The sequence below is a fragment of the Leuconostoc sp. S50 genome, from assembly GCF_016624925.1.
GTDB lineage: Bacteria > Bacillota > Bacilli > Lactobacillales > Lactobacillaceae > Leuconostoc > Leuconostoc pseudomesenteroides.
In genome coordinates this window covers 56,771-75,058 of the sequence record NZ_JACVUE010000007.1, presented here as the reverse complement: position 1 = coordinate 75,058, position 18,288 = coordinate 56,771, and the positions used below count along the sequence as shown (strand labels likewise).

At 36.5% G+C, this 18,288-nt stretch carries 16 protein-coding genes; 12 read left to right on the top strand and 4 right to left on the bottom strand.

Annotated elements, in window-relative coordinates:
- Positions 1-84 precede the first annotated feature (84 nt).
- The 12 genes from IAE53_RS07210 (at position 85) to IAE53_RS07155 (ending at position 10,244) form a co-directional block, all read left to right on the top strand.
- The gene (locus tag IAE53_RS07210; protein ID WP_200136147.1) at positions 85-381 is read left to right on the top strand and encodes a hypothetical protein; all 297 of its coding nucleotides are present in this window, start codon (positions 85-87) and stop codon (positions 379-381) included.
- A 397-nt stretch (positions 382-778) separates the two neighbouring features.
- Positions 779-2,431: a replication initiation factor domain-containing protein gene (locus tag IAE53_RS07205; RefSeq protein ID WP_200136148.1), complete on the top strand. Its 1,653-nt coding sequence runs from the start codon at positions 779-781 to the stop codon at positions 2,429-2,431.
- Complete coding sequence (locus IAE53_RS07200) at positions 2,382-2,762, top strand: hypothetical protein (RefSeq protein ID WP_200554210.1); 381 nt, start codon at positions 2,382-2,384, stop codon at positions 2,760-2,762. The genes IAE53_RS07205 and IAE53_RS07200 overlap by 50 nt, the downstream gene beginning before the upstream one ends.
- Entirely contained in the window at positions 2,755-2,949 is a 195-nt protein-coding gene (locus tag IAE53_RS07195; RefSeq protein WP_148424450.1) for a hypothetical protein, read from the top strand. Before IAE53_RS07200 ends, IAE53_RS07195 begins: the two co-directional genes overlap by 8 nt.
- Positions 2,950-3,038: 89 nt before the next feature.
- Positions 3,039-3,299 (top strand): hypothetical protein, encoded by a 261-nt coding sequence (locus IAE53_RS07190; RefSeq protein WP_072613700.1) that lies wholly within the window; start codon positions 3,039-3,041, stop codon positions 3,297-3,299.
- Positions 3,300-3,459: 160 nt separating this feature from the next.
- Entirely contained in the window at positions 3,460-3,675 is a 216-nt protein-coding gene (locus IAE53_RS07185) for a DUF3923 family protein (RefSeq protein ID WP_148424451.1), read from the top strand.
- Positions 3,676-3,782: 107 nt separating this feature from the next.
- The gene (locus IAE53_RS07180; RefSeq protein ID WP_148424452.1) at positions 3,783-4,193 is read left to right on the top strand and encodes a hypothetical protein; all 411 of its coding nucleotides are present in this window, start codon (positions 3,783-3,785) and stop codon (positions 4,191-4,193) included.
- 135 nt (positions 4,194-4,328) lie between these two features.
- A complete protein-coding gene (locus tag IAE53_RS07175; RefSeq protein ID WP_200136150.1) occupies positions 4,329-5,297 on the top strand; it encodes a S66 peptidase family protein in 969 nt (322 codons plus the stop codon).
- Positions 5,298-5,938: 641 nt separating this feature from the next.
- Positions 5,939-6,952 carry an ROK family protein gene (locus IAE53_RS07170; protein ID WP_200136151.1) on the top strand — a complete coding sequence of 338 codons (1,014 nt, stop codon included), beginning with the start codon at positions 5,939-5,941 and terminating at the stop codon, positions 6,950-6,952.
- Positions 6,953-7,041: 89 nt separating this feature from the next.
- The gene (locus tag IAE53_RS07165; protein ID WP_200136152.1) at positions 7,042-7,674 is read left to right on the top strand and encodes a sugar O-acetyltransferase; all 633 of its coding nucleotides are present in this window, start codon (positions 7,042-7,044) and stop codon (positions 7,672-7,674) included.
- Positions 7,675-7,909: 235 nt separating this feature from the next.
- Positions 7,910-8,710, top strand: a complete 801-nt coding sequence (locus tag IAE53_RS07160; RefSeq protein WP_200136153.1) for a Cof-type HAD-IIB family hydrolase — start codon at positions 7,910-7,912, stop codon at positions 8,708-8,710.
- Between the two features lie 349 nt (positions 8,711-9,059).
- Positions 9,060-10,244, top strand: a complete 1,185-nt coding sequence (locus IAE53_RS07155; RefSeq protein WP_200136154.1) for an IS30 family transposase — start codon at positions 9,060-9,062, stop codon at positions 10,242-10,244.
- A gap of 514 nt (positions 10,245-10,758) precedes the next feature.
- Here IAE53_RS07155 and IAE53_RS07150 read toward each other — a convergent pair.
- The 4 genes from IAE53_RS07150 to IAE53_RS07135 form a co-directional block, all read right to left on the bottom strand.
- Positions 10,759-11,850: an IS30 family transposase gene (locus tag IAE53_RS07150; protein ID WP_200136155.1), complete on the bottom strand. Its 1,092-nt coding sequence runs from the start codon at positions 11,848-11,850 to the stop codon at positions 10,759-10,761.
- A gap of 289 nt (positions 11,851-12,139) precedes the next feature.
- Positions 12,140-15,904, bottom strand: coding sequence for an SspB-related isopeptide-forming adhesin (locus tag IAE53_RS07145; RefSeq protein WP_200136156.1), 3,765 nt, complete (start codon positions 15,902-15,904; stop codon positions 12,140-12,142).
- Positions 15,901-16,083, bottom strand: coding sequence for a hypothetical protein (locus IAE53_RS07140; protein ID WP_147651517.1), 183 nt, complete (start codon positions 16,081-16,083; stop codon positions 15,901-15,903). Before IAE53_RS07140 ends, IAE53_RS07145 begins: the two co-directional genes overlap by 4 nt.
- A 17-nt stretch (positions 16,084-16,100) precedes the next feature.
- Entirely contained in the window at positions 16,101-18,281 is a 2,181-nt protein-coding gene (locus IAE53_RS07135; RefSeq protein WP_147651519.1) for a hypothetical protein, read from the bottom strand.
- Between the last annotated feature and the right edge of the window lie 7 nt (positions 18,282-18,288).

Below are 18,288 nucleotides of genomic sequence, written 5' to 3'. Positions count from 1 at the left end.
GCAAGAAGTCCGACACTTAGCATCTGTGTTTGGCTTTGGTGTTGATTAAATATTTGTAGTTTTAAAAAAAAGTAGGTAAAAATTATGGCTTTAGAAGTTAAAAAAATTCAATCTTTGTCCGCTCAATCAATTGAAGATTTGAAGGCAATTGAAAAAATAGGTGGACTTGAACACCTTGCTCAATTAAGTGATGAACTTAAGAAAGCAATGGCAGATGAAAAACAGCTACGTGCTGTTAGTCCAATGCTGCCACCTTACTTTGCTGAACTACGCAAGAACTTAGGTTTCTTGCTTGGTACGGCTAAGTCTTTGCAAACACACGGTGTCAATCGTACAAAAGACATTCAAGGTTTGCTGGATCAATTGTCACATATCAAGTAAGTAACTATTGTTAAAGCTCTAGTCTTTTACAGTAAATGTCCTGTAAGAGACCAGGGCTTTATGTACATAGTGACTTTATTATGGGCGTGGCTCGTAGCGACCAGCGAAGAGACAGTGCCACGCCTTGCCCCAACGCGAAGCGTTAAGGGGGCAAGGTGCGTGGTCGCGGTTAAGCACACACGACCAGTGTGTGTCAGCGACTGGCACATGCGCCAAAAATAAAGTCACCAAAAAAGCTTTAACCCCCAGTTACTAACAGGGGGGTTAAACCGGTAAAAACGCTGAAAGCGTCAACCCAATATGGGGAACAAATGCCTGTATGAAGCCATTTAGATTGAAAAACAAAAATGTCCCTTTGAAAGTACCAAATGGGACATTTTGAGAAAGGAAAGCCGACATGATAACGATTAACAATGAGCCAACAGCTTATACACCTATATTTCTAGGCACAACACAACATAGCTTACGGTTATCGTTGGAAACACTTATCATGGTCGGTATCAAATTGAATGATGAAATTATTGAGACTTATAACGTGACAGTATCGGCTATTGAGCTAGGATATTTGCCTAGTATCGGTAGTGAGATTGCGATTGATGAAATTACTGGTAGTGAATTATCGGGCTTTAAAGCAAAAATCAGGCAGTCTGATGCAAAAATACAAAACACTGTTTCTAGTGAACTAGAAAACTTAATTGAGTTAAAAAACGTTGGTCGATACCAACTTTTGAAAGGGAAAAATAATATGACACAAGAATTAAATGTACCAGAACTATCAAACAATAACTTAATATTGATGCGACAACTACTTGGCGTTACACAACAAGAATTAGCGATTTCTATGGATATGAGTAGAAAAACAGTTAATCGTTTTGAAACTGGTGAGCAAAAAATATCAGATAAATTTGTTAACAAACTGATTTCGGTTTACCCACAACTGTCTGAAGCTATCGAAGTACAATTTGATTGGGTCTCATTGACATTCCCAGACTTAACCTCAAAGCAAGTAATTTCTGATGTGTTGAGATTGCAGGAAAACCTGTTTTTAGAACGTCCTACGTCTCAAAACTTTTATACTCGTGAAATGGCATTTGCTGGCGAAAAGAATATCTATATACAAGATTTTGCACCAATTAAAAACCCAGAAACACAAGCGATTGAGCAAAAATTTGGGACAACGCTTTATTTAACTGGTAAAGGCACACGACTTTTTGAAAAAGCACTACTTGAACAAAGCATGAACTGGCGTAACTTCTTTGAGAAAGCACGACAGTATCGGGGGCATCTCACCAGATTAGATATTGCGATTAACGACAAATGGGGCTTATTGGATATGAACGAATTGGTTAAAGCCGTACAAGAAAAACGTTTTTGGAGCAAATCAAAGTCTTATGCGGTTCATGGTAACGTTGATGACGGCTGGACGGTTGATTTTGGTAAGTCGCCCTTTGTTATCCGTGCTTATGACAAACACAAGGAACAAGCCAATAAAGGTTATGATACTGATGTTAAAACTCGTGTGGAATTAGAATTGCATCAGGATAAAGCAGAATATGTCCTTGATGAATGGCTGAACAATGATGAAAAATTGGTTGATATAACTTTTGATATTTTGTACACCTATCTTTGGTTTACTAATGAGCCAATTGATGCGCAAAAGCTAAAATCAGATAAAGTACGTGAAGTGATTGAGCAAACAGTTGAACCAATGCCTGCTTGGTCGTTGCTGACAGCTTTAGGTAATCGAATGAAATTTGTTAGGCAACCAAAACAGCAAAGTGTTGAACGTATTGAAAAATGGGTCTTGCAGTCGGTTGTACCTAGTCTAGCAGTGCTAAAGAAAACAGGACATTGGCATGAAATTATAGAAGCGATCAATAGTGTTGAATTGTCGGCTGAACATCAAAAACTGGTAGAAGCTAATTTGGTCAACGCAATTACAAATGCAAAAAGCGTTTTGCATCAAGGTAATATCAATTTTGATAAGGAAAAGGAAAAGTATGATGAAGAAACAGCAGAATTTGAGAAAAAAGCCAACCTACCATTTTGAGGAAAGTTTGGCAAAAATAAGTCAGTGGATTAACTGGTTTGACGGTCTAGTAACTTGGGTATGTAAGCCTTATTTAATTTGGTTAGGTTTGGAATGCTTTATATTTCTAGTTTTGATGTTAACAGAATCTATGGATAAATCATTCAATCGTTCATTAGTTCGTGAAGCACCAAAAACCTTTGCGCATCTTCCAGCAAACTTTATGGCATCATGGCTTAATACGATAAATATATTGATGCTGTCATTATTGTTACTACCGTTAATACCAGTGTTTATTAGTAATGTTTGTTTTCTATTCAATCATTTAAGAAAGGGGCATGACAATGTATAAAGCAGTTGGTTGGCATTCACAAAACGAGTATATGACAGGTAATACTTTAGCAGATGTGATGCGTAAATTACAAAAAGAGTATCCAGCACCTAGGCGGACTTCTGGTGGTCATAGTACCCAGCATATCTATGGCGAACCATTACGAATTATTGATGAAACTGGCAAAGATAAACAGTATCTACCTTAACAGAATATATAGTATTTAACTATTGACTAAGGGAACAACTGTTCTTATAATACTTATAGCACATAAATAAGACTGGAGCTGTATGAGATATGAACCAAATTGATGCTGTCATTGGGGATATTAAAGAAATGTTTGCTAAGCAACCTAACACAATATATGAAGTGAGAGTTGTAGACCAGATTTACTCAAAAAAGGTCAATATATTTTTTGAATGGTATAAAATTGGCAAGGCTACACGGTCGCAACAAATAGCGCAATTTGATAGTACCTACACAGAAAGAATACCAGAAATCATCAAAAAAATTCGTAAAGAAACAGGTTTGACGGTTCGTACAAATATATATGATTAGTCACAAAATGAGTTAGTGCTTGCTTGATAGGTACTAGCTTTTTATTTGTGTTTAGAGGGAAAAAAACTATTAGATGTTAGCGAAAAGATGCTTAACTTATTGAATGTTTATTTTAAAAAGTGTATATTGCGTTTGGATACATAACGGAGGGGGAAATTGTATGAAAGCTTGGAAAATTGTAAGTTCTATTGAGGCTCTAGGGTATATTATTTTGAGTTTATTTATTTGGTATCGAAAAGTCGATGGTTCAGGGGCTGTAAATACGTCAGGGAATACATTAGTATCGTTAGCAGTGCTTAGTATTTTTTTTGCTTTTCTGTTTTTAATACAAGCCATTTGGTTAATTATCGCAACGAAACATTCTTCGTCAAAGTAGTATGATATTGCTTATATAAATATATTTTCAATATGTTCATCACTAAAAAATTAGTGGTGTTTTTTTATTTGTAGACTGTTATTTTTAAAATAAAGGGAGAAATTAAAATGCCAACAAAAATATGGTTAAAGCCAGAACAATTAGAGCTGTATATTAAGCAGTTAGAACGATTTAGAGACCTATACAGTCAATTAGACCAAACATTAGAAAGCGATAGACAGGGCTTTCAATTCAAAGCTGGTGCTCCCAACTTCCAAACAACATTAAGCGTATCAATGCAATTACAAGCTAAAATCAGACAAGCACAATCTCGAACATACGGAGATGTGCTTTTTTTTAACAAAGAATTAGCATCTAGGGTACAAGATTTAGTTTCAAAATCAATTGAGCTAACCTTTGCGTATCGAGATTTAGATTTGCTGATAAAGGGAACTGATCGCAATACTGAAAGCGGGTTAAACAAAATTGAAGAACAGTTGTATCAAGCCAAACGACAATTGAGAGAAAAAAATCTTTAAAATCAGTTTTTTGTTACTGATGTCACATTGCAAAATATATAAATATGATATATTATTGTTTGTATGTTAAATATCAGTTTGTATTAAATGAGATTAAACTAATTTAAGTGAATTATTTAGGAGGTTCGGCTTTTTATGCAATTAAAACTCAAAAAAGGTGACGAAATTAGAATTATATCCCCAAGTTCCTCAATGGAACGTGTTGGTGGCTTTGAGGAAAATTTAATTGCCAAACAGAGATTAGAAAATTTAGGATTTAAAGTAACCTTTGGAAAACACATTCTTGAAAATGATGAATTTTTCTCCAGTAGCATAGCATCAAGAGTTTCAGATTTCCATGATGCATTCAGTGACAAAAATGTTAAGGCAATTATGACCACTATTGGTGGTTTTAATTCTAATGAATTATTAACACATATTGATTGGGACATTGTTCGCTCAAATCCTAAAATGTTTTTTGGATATTCTGACACCACCAGTTTGCATAATGCAATTCGCGCCATGACACATCAAATTACATATTATGGTCCATGCTATTCTTCATTCAAAATGGATGAATTGCAAGAATATCAAACGACAGAATGGTTAAAGGCATCTTTAAATGACTCTTTTAAATTAGAGCCTAGTGATGTTTGGACTAGTGATTTGTGGTTTGACACGACTTTACCACGACATCCTTTGGTTAACAAATGGAAAGCGTATAATTTAGGAGAAGCTACTGGTATATCAACTGGAGGAAACATTCAGACATATTGTTTACAAGCAGGAACGCCATTTTTTCCAGAAACAGAAGATCCTATTGTTTTCATTGAGCAAGCAGAGGGTGGAGAACCACTAGAATTTTCACGGGAGTTGGCTCAAATCTTACAAGTACATACCGATATAAAAGCACTCGTAATAGGAAGATTTCCTACTGTCAATGCAATGAATGAAGAGAAACTGCATTCAGTTTTAGATAAATTTTCAATTTTAAAGAAGATACCAGTAATATATGATTTAGATTTTGGGCATACTCAACCAATTTTTACAGTCCCATTGGGACAAAGTATCAAAGTGAATGCGACTAACAGTAGCAAAATTGAGGTTATTGTGCAAGAAAATTAGATTCTTTAAAGAACACTTCTTTGGTACTTGATAATGAATATAAAAAAGCACAGGTAAAAGTGAAGTGAACCCAATAACTTGGACAGAATAAAAAATTTGTTCAGAAAGTTATTGGGTTTTCTTACGTCTAAATATTCAAATGAATTTAAATTAAAGGTCGTTAAAGAATGGCTACCTGGTCAAACAAGCTTGGATGCGCTAGTCAAAAAGTATTTTCTTAGTGACAATAGCACAATTCGTGAGTGGCGCGACGAATATCTTGTGACCGGTTCCATCGGATCTACAGGTCACAGAGTTTATTCACCAGAATTTAAAATATCCACACTTGAGTTTGTTAGTTAATTCTATTTTGTCCAACTATTGGGGTTCTCTTCAACTTATGCGGTGTGTTTTTTAACGTAGCGTTAGCATCTAGGGTATCAGATTTGTTTTCAATATTAATAGAGCTAACATTTTCTTATCGTGATTTAGGATTGCTCATTCAGGGCGCTGATTGCAATAATAAAGGCGGTTATATCCTGCTTGAAAAAAGCAAAGAAAATGTATCAGATGAGAAGATAGACAAGTTAATTTGCCAAATGTCTTTTTTTCAAGATATAATAAAGACTATTAATTAACTTAGCAGCTAGAATGGAATAATTATGGCTAACACAACGGTATCTCAATTAAGAACTAAAAATATAAAAACAATCTTGTCTATACTCGAAAGAAATTCACCATTGAAATCAAGTGATATTTCAAAATTAAGTAATCTGAGTATTGTGAGTATCAATAATATTATTAATGAACTAATCGCAACAAATCTAGTTACTGCGCAGAGTGATAAAATAAAAACTGGTGGTCGACATGCAAAGTTATTTGAGTTAGATTACAGCAATTATTATCTTTTGATAATTCAAATTTTTGAAAAAGGTAAAAACATGATTGCAACGGCGTCCCTTTGTGACTTACAAGGAAACAACCAATCGCCAAAGGAATTGGATCAAGAAATACAAAATTATATTGATTTAGAAACATTTATAAGTAGTTCAGTAGACCGTTTCAGTCATGAAGTCAGTGGAATAGTTATAGGAATTCCTGGCGCTGTTGCAAAGGGTGTCGTTAAAAACTCTGATTTAAAAACGTTAACTGGAATAAACCTATCATCCAAAATTAAAGAGTATACAGGCATCAAAACTTTTATTTTGAACGATGTTAACGCTATGATATATGGGGTCATGCCAGAAATCAATGAGCAAAATAAAATGCTTGTCGATTCGGCTATAGCTTTATACTACCCAGAACATAACCAGCCTGGAGCGGGCTTAATTATTAAAGACAGTTTAGTGATAGGAGCTAATGGGTTAGCGGGCGAAATTATTTATAGTAGCAACTCTAAACTTTATGATAATATCGACAAAGCAAGTGATTCGTTTGTTAACGTAATTGTCAAGGATATTCAAAATGTTGTGTCGATTATTGATCCTAATTATGTCATAGTTTTTGATGAAAATAAAAGTTCACCAGAACTAATCAAAGAAAAATTGAATGAAGATTTAAACATACACCATAATACAAAATTAGTGTTTAAAGATAACGCTATTAAAAACTTCAAATATGGCTTAGTTAGATTTGGTCGAGAACAAATATACAGTTTCATTACCCAAAATATCTGATTTATTCAGGTCTTTTTTTTTGACTTAATGTCTGTTAAAATATATTATATAAACTTTATAAACAAACTTAAATAAGTTGAGGAAATAAAATGTCATCACAAAAAGAAAAGATGCTAACCGGAAAATTATACATCGCAAATGATCCTGAGTTAAAAGAATTGAGCAGGACAGGTCGGCAAATAGTAGATCAATATAATAATCTTCTTCACCTTGAAGAAAATAAAGCTCTACTGCTACTGCCAAAAATATTTAAATCAATAGGAATTGATTCATACATCGAAAAAGATTTATATGTTGATTATGGATCTAACACTAGTATCGGAGAACATTTTTATGCTAACACCAAATTAGTATTGTTAGATGTTGCAGAAATTAATATTGGCAATAATGTTATGTTTGGACCCAATGTTAGCTTATTAACAGCCGCACATCCAATTGATGCGGCAATTAGAAATGAAGGACTAGAGTATGGTTTACCTATTAATATCCATAATAATGTTTGGATTGGTGGAAACGTTGTTGTTAATCCCGGAGTCACTATTGGTTCAAATTCAATTGTTGGGTCTGGAGCAGTTGTTACCAAGGATATACCAGAAAATAGTATAGTTGTTGGTAACCCAGCAAAAGTACTAAGAAAAATAGATCAACATGATCGTGTAATATGGAATGAAAAAAAAGAAGAATATTATGAAGACATGCGAGGGGGAGAAAATGACAAATAAAATGAGCAACACAAATAATAGTGGTCTCATAATATCAATCATTTGGATTTTTACTAGTTCTTTTCTACTTTTTTTAGGTGTTACAAATACTTTCGCTCAAACATTTTTGTTATTTTATTGGGTGATTGTAACTCTAATTTCCGGTTCTATATATATAACACTAAAGCATAAGTAATATCACACTGTTACCCTGATTTTCAATTATTTTAGCTAAGTATATCATGGAGAATATATTATGTTGAAACTAGTTTTAACTGATTTAGACGGAACGTTTTTAAATTCAACAGGCCATTTTGATCACGAGTTATTTGCCTCAATAAAATCAAAGCTCGATAACAAAGAAATCGCGTTTGCAACTGTTACAGGCAAGCAAGCCGAAAGAGTAGAAGAGTTATTTAATGATGAAAAAAAAGATATCTGGATTTTGGGCGACAGTGCTACCCGAATAAAATTGAACGGTGACTATATTTATGAATCTTTATTACCAAATGAAATAGGTAAGATGATTATCAAGACATTAAAGGAACATTTTCCTGACACAGCAGTCATAGCAGTCACCAAGCATGCCGCTAACATTGAAAGAGATGTTTCCGAGACAGATAAAAAAATAATCCGAGGTAGTTACGCAGTTGTAAAGCCAATAAGAAATGTGTTAGATATAACAGATGATTTTGTTAAGATAACGGTGTTTGACTCAAAGAAAAGAGCTTTTAACATTATTGAAGCAATAAAAAAATATAACGATAAAGCTTTCATGGTAGCCAGTGAAGATTCATGGATAGACATTACTAATTTTAATGTCCACAAAGGAACTACAGTATCTAAGTTGCAGGACATTTTAAATATAACTAGGGAGGAAACAATAGCATTCGGTGACGGCTATAACGATTACGAAATGTATGATCAGTCGGGTATTTCTTTTGCAATGAGTAATGCATTTCCAGAAGTTAAAGAAAAAGCAGACTGGATAATTAAATCCAATGATGAAAATGCTGTACTAACAACTATTGAAAAAATACTATTTTTGCTAACTTGAATGTCTGTTAAATTTCTTCTTGGTAGAAAAATATTAAAAAAGCATGCTTGATAAAAGCATTTTTTTTTTATAAAAATAATATTTGAACGAGCCGTAATTGACTTAAATTCCAGATTGTTGATTTGCTTTACAAAGCTTTCGGTTTGAAAGAATTGGAAGAATAGAATAAACATCTGGAAAACAATTTGTTACCTGATCTCGAACATATGCGATTAGATGATGTTGCCTATTATTTTATTATTTATCGTGTTTGGAAATAAAATAATAGGCAACATTGTGAAATGGTAAACTTGTTATAGGGGATATGCCCGAAATTTTATAATCATAATCAAAGGAGTATGTATGTTTTATGAGTGATGAAGTACCTACAAAACGAAAGCGCCAACCACATCTAAACGAAAACCAACGTCACATGATTGAGTACTTGTGGAACATTGAGAAAATGACACAGGCTGATATAGCAAGGCGTTTGGGTTACACACCGTCATCAATACTACGTGAGTTACATCGTGGTAACACGCTAGATTTTTCAAATTTAGACAGACGTACATTGTTGAATATGGATATACACGCACGTATAAAGTATTCAGCACAGCGTGGCCAATATCTTGCGTTAAAACATCGTAGTAAAATGGGTACAGGTTCAAGATTGACACCTGAATTAAAAGAAATTATTGAGACTTGGGTTAATGTTGAACATTGGACACCTGAACAAATAGCTGGTAATGTTCAAGATGTTGATGTTTCCGCATCAGTCATTAGATTATGGGCTAGAAAAGGTTTAATTGATATTCGCAAACACAAGTATCATCGACAAAATGGGACACCAAAAGAAAGAGCTGTTGCGCAAACAAGACGTGCTAAAGAACGTGAAATTGCACGTTTGCGTGAACAATTAAAAAATGACGGAGAATTAGTCCGCCATTCTATATTTGATCGCTCACAGGTTGTCGAAAGTCGCAAACAGTTTGGTCATTGGGAAATTGATTTAGTGTTGCCCGCTAAAATGAATAATCAACGTTACCAAGATACCACGGCAATTATGACATTTACTGAACGCAAAACTCGGTTTACTGCCTTAGTATTAGTTCGTAGTAAAAAATCTAGTGATATGGTTGATGCGTTTAAGTTGTTTTATGAACGTTATGGTAAAGCTGTACGTACTATAACAGCAGACAATGGCTCTGAATTTATCTCATGGGACTTTTTAGAATATGTTCAAAAAGAGCTTAAAATCAAGCTATACTATGCCACACCGTCATCACCACAGCAACGTGGTTCAAACGAAAACAGAAACCGTAAGCTACGTGATTGGTACCCCAAAGGCACGTCATTTAAAGATGTGAAGCAACGACAACTAGATGAAGTGGCTTCAAAAATGAATGCGATGCCACTTAGACAAGCACTAGACGGCAAAAGACCTATGGTAGTGTTTGAACAGGAATATAAAGCCATGCAACGTTACCGTAGAGCTTATGAAAAGCGTAAAAAGCGTATGCTTGAAGAACGCCAAAACAACGAAAATAAGCATTAAAAAGCAATAAAATAAATAATGAACTTTAGACACTAGATGTGTCTTTTTTTTGTTGTGCTTAAAATATAAATATTTGAAAACGGTATAATCGGTTGAAATATTTGATATAATAGTGAGTAATTAGATTGCTAAAAGCCTTTGTATAGACGTTCCAAAAGCGTGGACGTTCAGTTTACTTTTAAACCAAATCATGATATTCTAGAAAAAGTTGTGCTTTGATTTAAAAATAGTCTTCGTTAGTTTTACATACATGTTACCGGTAGTTTACCAAAATATTAAACATGTGGTTTTCGACTTGACATCCGCCAGATGTTTTTTAGTTAACATAATATATATTATCGAAAGTTGACTATCAAGGGCAAATGTCAAGACCTATCCGAACGTTTATACCATTTGTGGTTAAACATACTTCACACTTTTGTGCACAATAACGCCTTAAAAACATCATCACACCAATGTTTATCATATTTATTTACATTTTGGTTACAAAACATCTATTTTTGATTAGTTTTTATCAAAAGGTCAACGGTTTGGATTTGGTCTGTTTAAACGTGCTAGTCTTTTTCGTTGTTGTGTGTTTGTTGTTAACTTTGCGATCAATTTGGACTTGATGCACTGTGAATTTATGTTCTGGTGAATGCCAACCAAGTTTACCCATAGGTTTATCATTTATTAGCATTGTTGCTCTGTTAATTTGTTCTTGTGTCACGTGATTAAATTTTGTCCCTTTAGGAAAATATTTTCTGAATTGTCGATTACGTTCTTCATTGCTACCACGTTCATACGAGGCATATGGTGTTGCAAAATAGACCTTTAATTTATATATTGATTCAAGTATTAACATGTTTTCAGCATTTGCAAACTCGTTGCCACGGTCGTATGTGATGGATTTAACATAACGTGCATAACGTCGCAAAAACATGCGGGTTACTTCAGCGACATCATGACCCGATTTAGAGTGAGCTTTGATGGCCACCATAAAACGAGTTTGCCGTTCAACAAATGTAATGACCAACGGTTTGATGCCTTGCGGTGATTCTACCCCATCAGCTTCCCAATGACCAAATTCAAGTCTCTGGTTCACCCTTTCTGAGCGTGTTTCAATACTGCGTTTAATAAAAAATTTTGAATCAGATTGCGTTGATCTAACATCATACTTTCGTTTAATTCGGTATTTTTTGTGCGTGAAATTAATCAAATTGTGTTTTGCATAATTGTACAATGAATTCACGCTATATGGCACTCGAGTTCCTTGTGAAATTTGCATTAAGGAGTAGCCATTAGCTAAATATTCATTGATAACCTTCTGCCAATGATGAGATAATTTAAGTCGCTGCGTTGATTTAGCATACCAACGTTGATGGGCAAAGTATTCTGCGCCATCAGCATCATATCCTTTTGCTTTCAGCTTTGTTGACAAATGCTTATCTTGATAACGAGAATTTCGGTTAATTTCATCAACAATTGTTGATTTACTGCGACCTAACTCTCGTGCAATTTTGCTGAATGATACATTATGTTTCAGTAGTTCTTCGATACGGACACGGTCTTTATAGGTTAAATGAGTAAAATGCTTATTTTGTTCATTGATTTCTTTATTTTGCATATTGCCCTTTTTAACTATATAGCAAATTTTCGTTAGTAAGCAACATAAAAATTTTCACAATATTTTTCTAACATGTTATGAAACATAATTTCTATTATATTTTCTAACATATTGTATGATATGTTGTAAAACATAATTTATATTATAACACATATTGTATTTCATGACATAATCTAAAAGTGATTACAGGGAAACAACTAATTTTGTTACCTACAAAAAACTCCCACACCTTTCAGTGTGAGAGCATTTTTGTTGACTCTATTTTTTTATTGCTGTTGGGAAACTTGTTTTAAGCCTTTTGCTTACGCTGAGTTCCAGCTAGTCCCAATGCTAAACTAAGGGCGCCCAATGCGACACCAGCAGCTAATAGAGCGCCTGAATCTTGCTGATCAGCACGAGTTTGTGGCAATACAGTAGCGGTTTTAACTACGGTCTCTGGCGCTGGTGTGTCTAATTCAGTCGGTGCTGGAGCAGCTAACTTTTGTGGTGCTGCCGGAATATTTGGCTGTGCCGGCGTTCCAGGTGTTTGCGGTTGGTTAGGTATTGTTGTTTTAGGCGCCTTGGGCACGTCCGGCTTAATTGATTTAGTCACGACTTTATCGGTATGATAATGAACGTTATTCATACCAAATGTTGCTTGATTTTCAAGACCATCAGTTGGCGCCATTCGCTTAGCCTGAATTTCAACATCATAGCTCATCGCACTGGTTGGTTCTAGTTGATCCAAAAAGTCTTGCGTGAACGCCCAACTAAAGACATCCTTAATTGTTGAGCCTGCTGGAACTTCCTCACCTGCTTTATAAACTTTACCGTTAATGTCGGTAACATCATGGACAAATGTATCAGCCTGCTTCAGCGTGTAATTGCCATACGTCACTGAAATATACTTTGATAGATCTGTGCCGACAGGCACTTTATCGTCAATTGCAGTATTTTTCAACTCATTCCACAAAGCAGTTTGAGAGCTAGAACTTGGGGCAGTCTTTAGACTTAATTCAGCTGTATTCAAAAAACGATATTGGCCCGTATATTCATCATACGTTGGATTTAAGGCATCATAACCCGAAATGTCATAGAGTGGTTCACCTAGTCCATCTTGAGTGGCTGGAATAACTGGTGAATGCAAAACATACTTGAAAATATCACCTACATTCACATTACCATGGTTAATGTCCTTACCATCTAGATCATCAACTGACTTAGTTGCTTTCATTGGTGGCACATTATTATAAACTGTGTCTGTGGCATAACCGTTGCCAAAATCAAACTGATAAGCGGTATTTTGGTAGGTGCCCTGGAAGGTATCTTTGACGGTCATCGGTTGCGTAATTACAATATTTTCACCAGTTTCGACATAATCTTTGTAGAATTGCTCCGGATCATCCGCTAGATAGGCCACAAATTCACCTTTAGGTGAGATATGGTAAGCTTTCATGGCATCTTGAAACCATTGTGGTGCTGCTGTAATTGACTGGTAAAGATGAATCGAGACACCTTTGATAGCTTGCCCGTTAGCCGTTAAAGTCGTTTTATCAAGATTGGGAATGACGGCTTCTTCTGGATCATCATCTATATAGAAAAAGCCTTTCTTGACTTGATCATCACTGGCAGTGATTGCTTTATAGGATGATAAGTCCCAAGTTAGCTGATAAATGTTAATGGTGCCAGGTAGAACAGTTTTATTATCAATGTTAACACCGTTTAAATTCAAATCCTCCTTGGTTGGCTTAGGATTTGGCGTTTTGTTGGGCACCACATTTGAATCAACATGGTAGTCATTGATCGTAGTCGTAAACTTATTATCGATAGTGACATTATCGTTCGTAACGTGTGCTGGCATAGCAATCGTGGACACTTTGAATTCTTTGGTTTTATCTTGATTCATTTGTGCTAAAAGCTTGTCAGTTCCTGTATAGGTGACAAGTTGGCCACCTTGTTCATTGCCACCAGAAACTGTGACTGTATACAAATCACTTAATCCTTGCTTATTGAGTCCTGCCTGTGCCTCACTTTGAGTGATATGCACGTTTTTATCGAGTTGGTCTGTAATCGTATAGGTCTTAACATTGTCTGTTCGGTTAGCAGGTAAATTATCGTTTTTTAAACTATAAATAATTGTGTCATTCTTGTCAATTAGCTTGCCTGAATCAGAAACTTGATCTTGATTGATGTCATCATCTTTTTGACCTTGCGGTTGCACAATTAAGTCATGTAGTTGATAGGTAACTGATAAATCGGCTGGTTTAATAGCTGGTGGTAAGACAGCTACCTTAAAAGTTTCAACATTAACCTTAGTGGCGTTTGGATGCGTAACTGGTGGAGTTAATTCAACCGCATAACTTGGTAAATCAACTGAAATATGATTAGGTTGAGGAATACCTGGAATGACTATTTTTTGATTAAATTCCCAATCATTACCAGGATCAGCATTACCCGATGCTGTATAAGCCATACCACGACGACCAAAAGTAGCTAAAGTAAAACTACCATCAGGGTTAGCCGAAACAGTAAAACTCGTATTAGCAATTCCGGTTTGTGCTGTGGCTTGCGTAGCGTTTTGTTTATCCGCTGCAAAAATCAGAGTGTTAGCTGAATGGCTTTTAATCGTTGATAACAAAGATTCTGTTGTATTAACGGTATCTGTTCCAAGATGACCATCATGGCCAGTTACACCTTGACCAGTTACATCAGCGTGACTAAAGTCGCCACCACCATTACCTTGTTGCAATGTGACGGCATCGATGAAACCATTCCCACCATTAGTAACTCGATCTAGCCATGGATTATATTTCACGTTGGATACGGTTACCTTCACTGTGTTTGTGGCGGGATCCCATTCCCAATGCAAATCAGCGGAAAAATCTGGTGTGTAATAACCAAGCCAGCCATTATTATCCAGAGTAGCACCTTTAATGTCGCCGGAACGTGGCTGGTTATAATCAGCTACTTCTTTTTGATAATTTGAAAGCTGTTCTTGAGCAGCACTGACCGCCTGCTGAGTTGCTGCCTTAGCGCTAGCAATGGCATCGTCATATAATTTTAAGTTGTCAGCGGATTTTTTAGCAATAGTAGCGGCATCGTCAGTGGCTAAAATAATTTCATATTTTGGCTTGATGACTTGGGCATTGATAGTAACACTATTTTGATCGCTTGCCGCCTTGATTGCTTTTTCAATATCCGCAACTGTCTTGTTGCTCGTAGCTAACTCATCTTGTCCCTTAGTTGAAGCGCTTTTTGTGGCGGCTACCGCATCATTATAAGCTTTAGTATTGGCCTCCTGGGTGGCTTGTGCTTCTTTAACTGCTTTGGTATTAGCATTTTCAGCTGCGACAGCGTCCCGAACAGTTACATTATAAGCATCAATGTTTGCTTGATTAGATGCAATGACACTATCGGCGTCCTTATTAGATGGCTCTTGATAAGCTGGCTTTTTTTCCTGCACTGGGGCTGTTGTCACCACAACACCCGCATTTTTGGCTGAGGATGCTGCTGAATTCAACGAATCAGTCGCTTGGTTTAAGCTGGCATCACCAGCCGTTTGTGCAGTGCTAATTGCTGCTTTTTCCTTATCATACGCCGTCGTATTAGCTATTTGCGTTTCGGTTACTTTATCAATTGCTTTTGTTTGATTATTGTAGTCGGTCGCAATTGACTGTTGTGTGGCGGGGCTCGCTGATTCAGCAACCGTTTGTGTCGTTGCTGCACTTGATGCAACTTTTACGCCTGCCTCGGATGCAGCGACTGCTGCTGAATCAACATTAGTGTGAGGCACTTCAACATTTAGCCCAGTGTTTGCTGATTTAGCTGGTGCTGTTGGTGTTGGAAGAGTTGGCGCCGCCATCGTTGGTGTAGCAGCTGTTGTGTCGGCGCTGGCTTGTCTGATACCAAAAGTTGCTATGGCACCAACAGTCATTGTTGTCACGGCCACGGCTTTACCCGCCTTGTGTCCAATTTGACTGCCTACCACCCAATGCCCATTCGCCTTATACATTTTATAGCGTTGAATAGCACGTAAATTGTTGCCCACTTCAACTTGATTAATTGTTTTTGTCATTTTGTTTTCCTTTCTGAGAAACATAATAATATTAAGCCAACAATAATTATCAGTAGCGCTATGATAAACGCTGCAGCATTATCAATAGTCGCTGCCGTATCAGGCATAACCGGTTGCTTGATCGCTCGATGAATTTGTTGGCCGATTGGTATTGCTTGATAGATTATATGTGGTGCCATGGTGATTACTCCCTACCTTATGGTATTTGGACAAAGTAAGTTTGATGATTAAAATCTACATTGACACCATCATTTTTGACATCAGTAATTGGAACAGTCTGTGTCATGCCATTGATACTAACTTGAATTTGATCACCAACATGATATCTATCGTCTAATCGACTCGTACTAGTGGCAGCAGGTGCGCTGCTACTATCTGCTGAATCCTTATCCTGATTGGCTGAAGATACAGATGAATGTTGCAACCTAACAGATGATTGTTCTGCTAAAGGCTTTTGTGTTGTTGGTTTAGTTTTGGTTTCCTGATGCTTACCACGTATGGTTTGGCCAGCCACAAACGATCCGCCACCAATGCCAAGTAAAGCTAACACGCCAACTGTACTTAATAAAGCTGTTTTCCAGGGATTATGGGCACGTTGCTGATTGAGTTTTTGTTGTCGCTCTAAACGAGTTTTGAAGTCATTCACCTGCGCTTCTAACTGTTCAATCCGTGGTTCAGATGCTGGCTGAGCAGTCTCAACAGCTGCTGTCGATGTGTGTGTCGCTAATAACTTTGCGTTTTCTTGCCAATCAGCTAATTGCTGCTTGGTTGAATCCAATTGTGTTTCCAGCTTTGATACTTGGGTAATGTTATCAGCAATAGATTTTTGATGCTTTTGTCGTAAATCATCGTTTGTAGCTTGTAATTGATCAACTTGTCGCTGTAAAACATCAACATCGTGTGCTTTAGCTTGTGCACTCGTACGTTGTGCCTCTGCCACCAATGCTTTATTATGTTCAGCCAGCCATGTTGAGCGACTTTTAACCATGTTTTCATCCAGCTGTGTCCGTAACTGCTGGATGGTTTTTGTATTCTGGATAACGAATTGATTCACCTTGTCTTCGACTTGCGTTAACAATTCTTGATTAGCATTATCTTGTAGGGTTTGTATTTGGGCAATAATTGCACTTGAATAGCTTTCAAGTGCTTCTTTCTCTTGTTGCGCAAATCGCTGTCTAACAGTTTCAGTGATGCTTGTTCGTAACCCTTGAAGGTCAGTGCCGTAATTACTTTTTAATTCAACCAAAGCCTGTTCATGGCGAGAATTTTCCGTATCAACGTCACGATCATATTGCTCCCGTCGTTCTTTTTGTTGTTCAGTTAATTCCTCTTTCAAAGTTGTTTCAGATTGCTTAGCAAATTCAGCCTTCAAAGGGGTTTGCCAATCACGGTCCATAATTTCTTGAAGACGGTCTGTGATCTGATGCTTTGAATCTTTCACTAGCTTTAACAAATTGCTTCGAGCGGCACTGTCTAACTCACGACTGTTCGATGCCAAAAAAATGTTGGCATTCCGTTTTGCCTCATTTTCTCGATAAGCTACATATTGATCTGATTGAGCCTCAACAGCTAATTGATTACCTGATAATTCAAACAATGGCACGTTTGTTTGAAGATTATCCAATGCTAGCTCAATTGGATCAATTGTTTCATTGAACGGTGTTGTTTCTACTGGAACAGGTGGTTCTCTCACCTCCTCTTGTGTCTGTTCAGTCACGCTTAGTTGATTGCCTTGTTTTGTCTCATTCGAATCGCCATGCTCTGGAGACTGTTCGCTGACCGGTTCAGAGGATTCCGAAAAAGCTTGATCAACTGCCTCTTGTGTTGATAATCGATGTTGCTGTGAATCAAAACGTTTAGCAGTAATTGTCAAATCATCGTCATTGTTCAGCGCTTCCATATATTCCGCCACCGTAGGCAATGTTGGCATATCTTGTTCCTTTAAATCAGAAAAGGCTAACGCATTCTCAATCAATCGTTGTGCGGCATCAATCATATCTTCGTAACCAATTTCTTCATCTTGCCTAGTAGCCCGATCATTAAACATTGAAGATAAGGTTGAAACAACAAAGTTTTGATAATCAATCGTTAAAATAGCTGGTTGCCAATCAAGTCCGGTTTCTTCCTCCTTATTGTGGCGACCTTTCTGCAAGTACGTGATGGCACCAATCGGTAATTCGCTACTAGCTGGGCGAACCAAGTTATTGTAAAGATCCGTCAGAAAATGATCGAGATCTCGTAACGTTGAAAGTGTCCAAGTTTTTGACAAATCACCACTGGACTTGATCGCTTCGGCAACTGCTTCATTGTCTAAGTCAAGACTGTTTGGGGAGATTCGCACATAATAAGAATCATCAATCTTATGTTTTATTAACACGCCTTTT

Bases quoted from the DNA above. Each gene is read 5' to 3' on its own strand.
- IAE53_RS07210 (WP_200136147.1), top strand. From the start codon at position 85: ATGGCTTTAGAAGTTAAAAAAATTCAATCTTTGTCCGCTCAATCAATT.
- IAE53_RS07150 (WP_200136155.1), bottom strand. From the start codon at position 11,850: ATGCAAAATAAAGAAATCAATGAACAAAATAAGCATTTTACTCATTTA.
- IAE53_RS07165 (WP_200136152.1), top strand. From the start codon at position 7,042: ATGTCATCACAAAAAGAAAAGATGCTAACCGGAAAATTATACATCGCA.
- IAE53_RS07170 (WP_200136151.1), top strand. From the start codon at position 5,939: ATGGCTAACACAACGGTATCTCAATTAAGAACTAAAAATATAAAAACA.
- IAE53_RS07190 (WP_072613700.1), top strand. From the start codon at position 3,039: ATGAACCAAATTGATGCTGTCATTGGGGATATTAAAGAAATGTTTGCT.
- IAE53_RS07180 (WP_148424452.1), top strand. From the start codon at position 3,783: ATGCCAACAAAAATATGGTTAAAGCCAGAACAATTAGAGCTGTATATT.
- IAE53_RS07185 (WP_148424451.1), top strand. From the start codon at position 3,460: ATGAAAGCTTGGAAAATTGTAAGTTCTATTGAGGCTCTAGGGTATATT.
- IAE53_RS07200 (WP_200554210.1), top strand. From the start codon at position 2,382: ATGATGAAGAAACAGCAGAATTTGAGAAAAAAGCCAACCTACCATTTT.
- IAE53_RS07195 (WP_148424450.1), top strand. From the start codon at position 2,755: ATGTATAAAGCAGTTGGTTGGCATTCACAAAACGAGTATATGACAGGT.
- IAE53_RS07205 (WP_200136148.1), top strand. From the start codon at position 779: ATGATAACGATTAACAATGAGCCAACAGCTTATACACCTATATTTCTA.
- IAE53_RS07155 (WP_200136154.1), top strand. From the start codon at position 9,060: ATGAGTGATGAAGTACCTACAAAACGAAAGCGCCAACCACATCTAAAC.
- IAE53_RS07160 (WP_200136153.1), top strand. From the start codon at position 7,910: ATGTTGAAACTAGTTTTAACTGATTTAGACGGAACGTTTTTAAATTCA.
- IAE53_RS07145 (WP_200136156.1), bottom strand. From the start codon at position 15,904: ATGACAAAAACAATTAATCAAGTTGAAGTGGGCAACAATTTACGTGCT.
- IAE53_RS07140 (WP_147651517.1), bottom strand. From the start codon at position 16,083: ATGGCACCACATATAATCTATCAAGCAATACCAATCGGCCAACAAATT.
- IAE53_RS07175 (WP_200136150.1), top strand. From the start codon at position 4,329: ATGCAATTAAAACTCAAAAAAGGTGACGAAATTAGAATTATATCCCCA.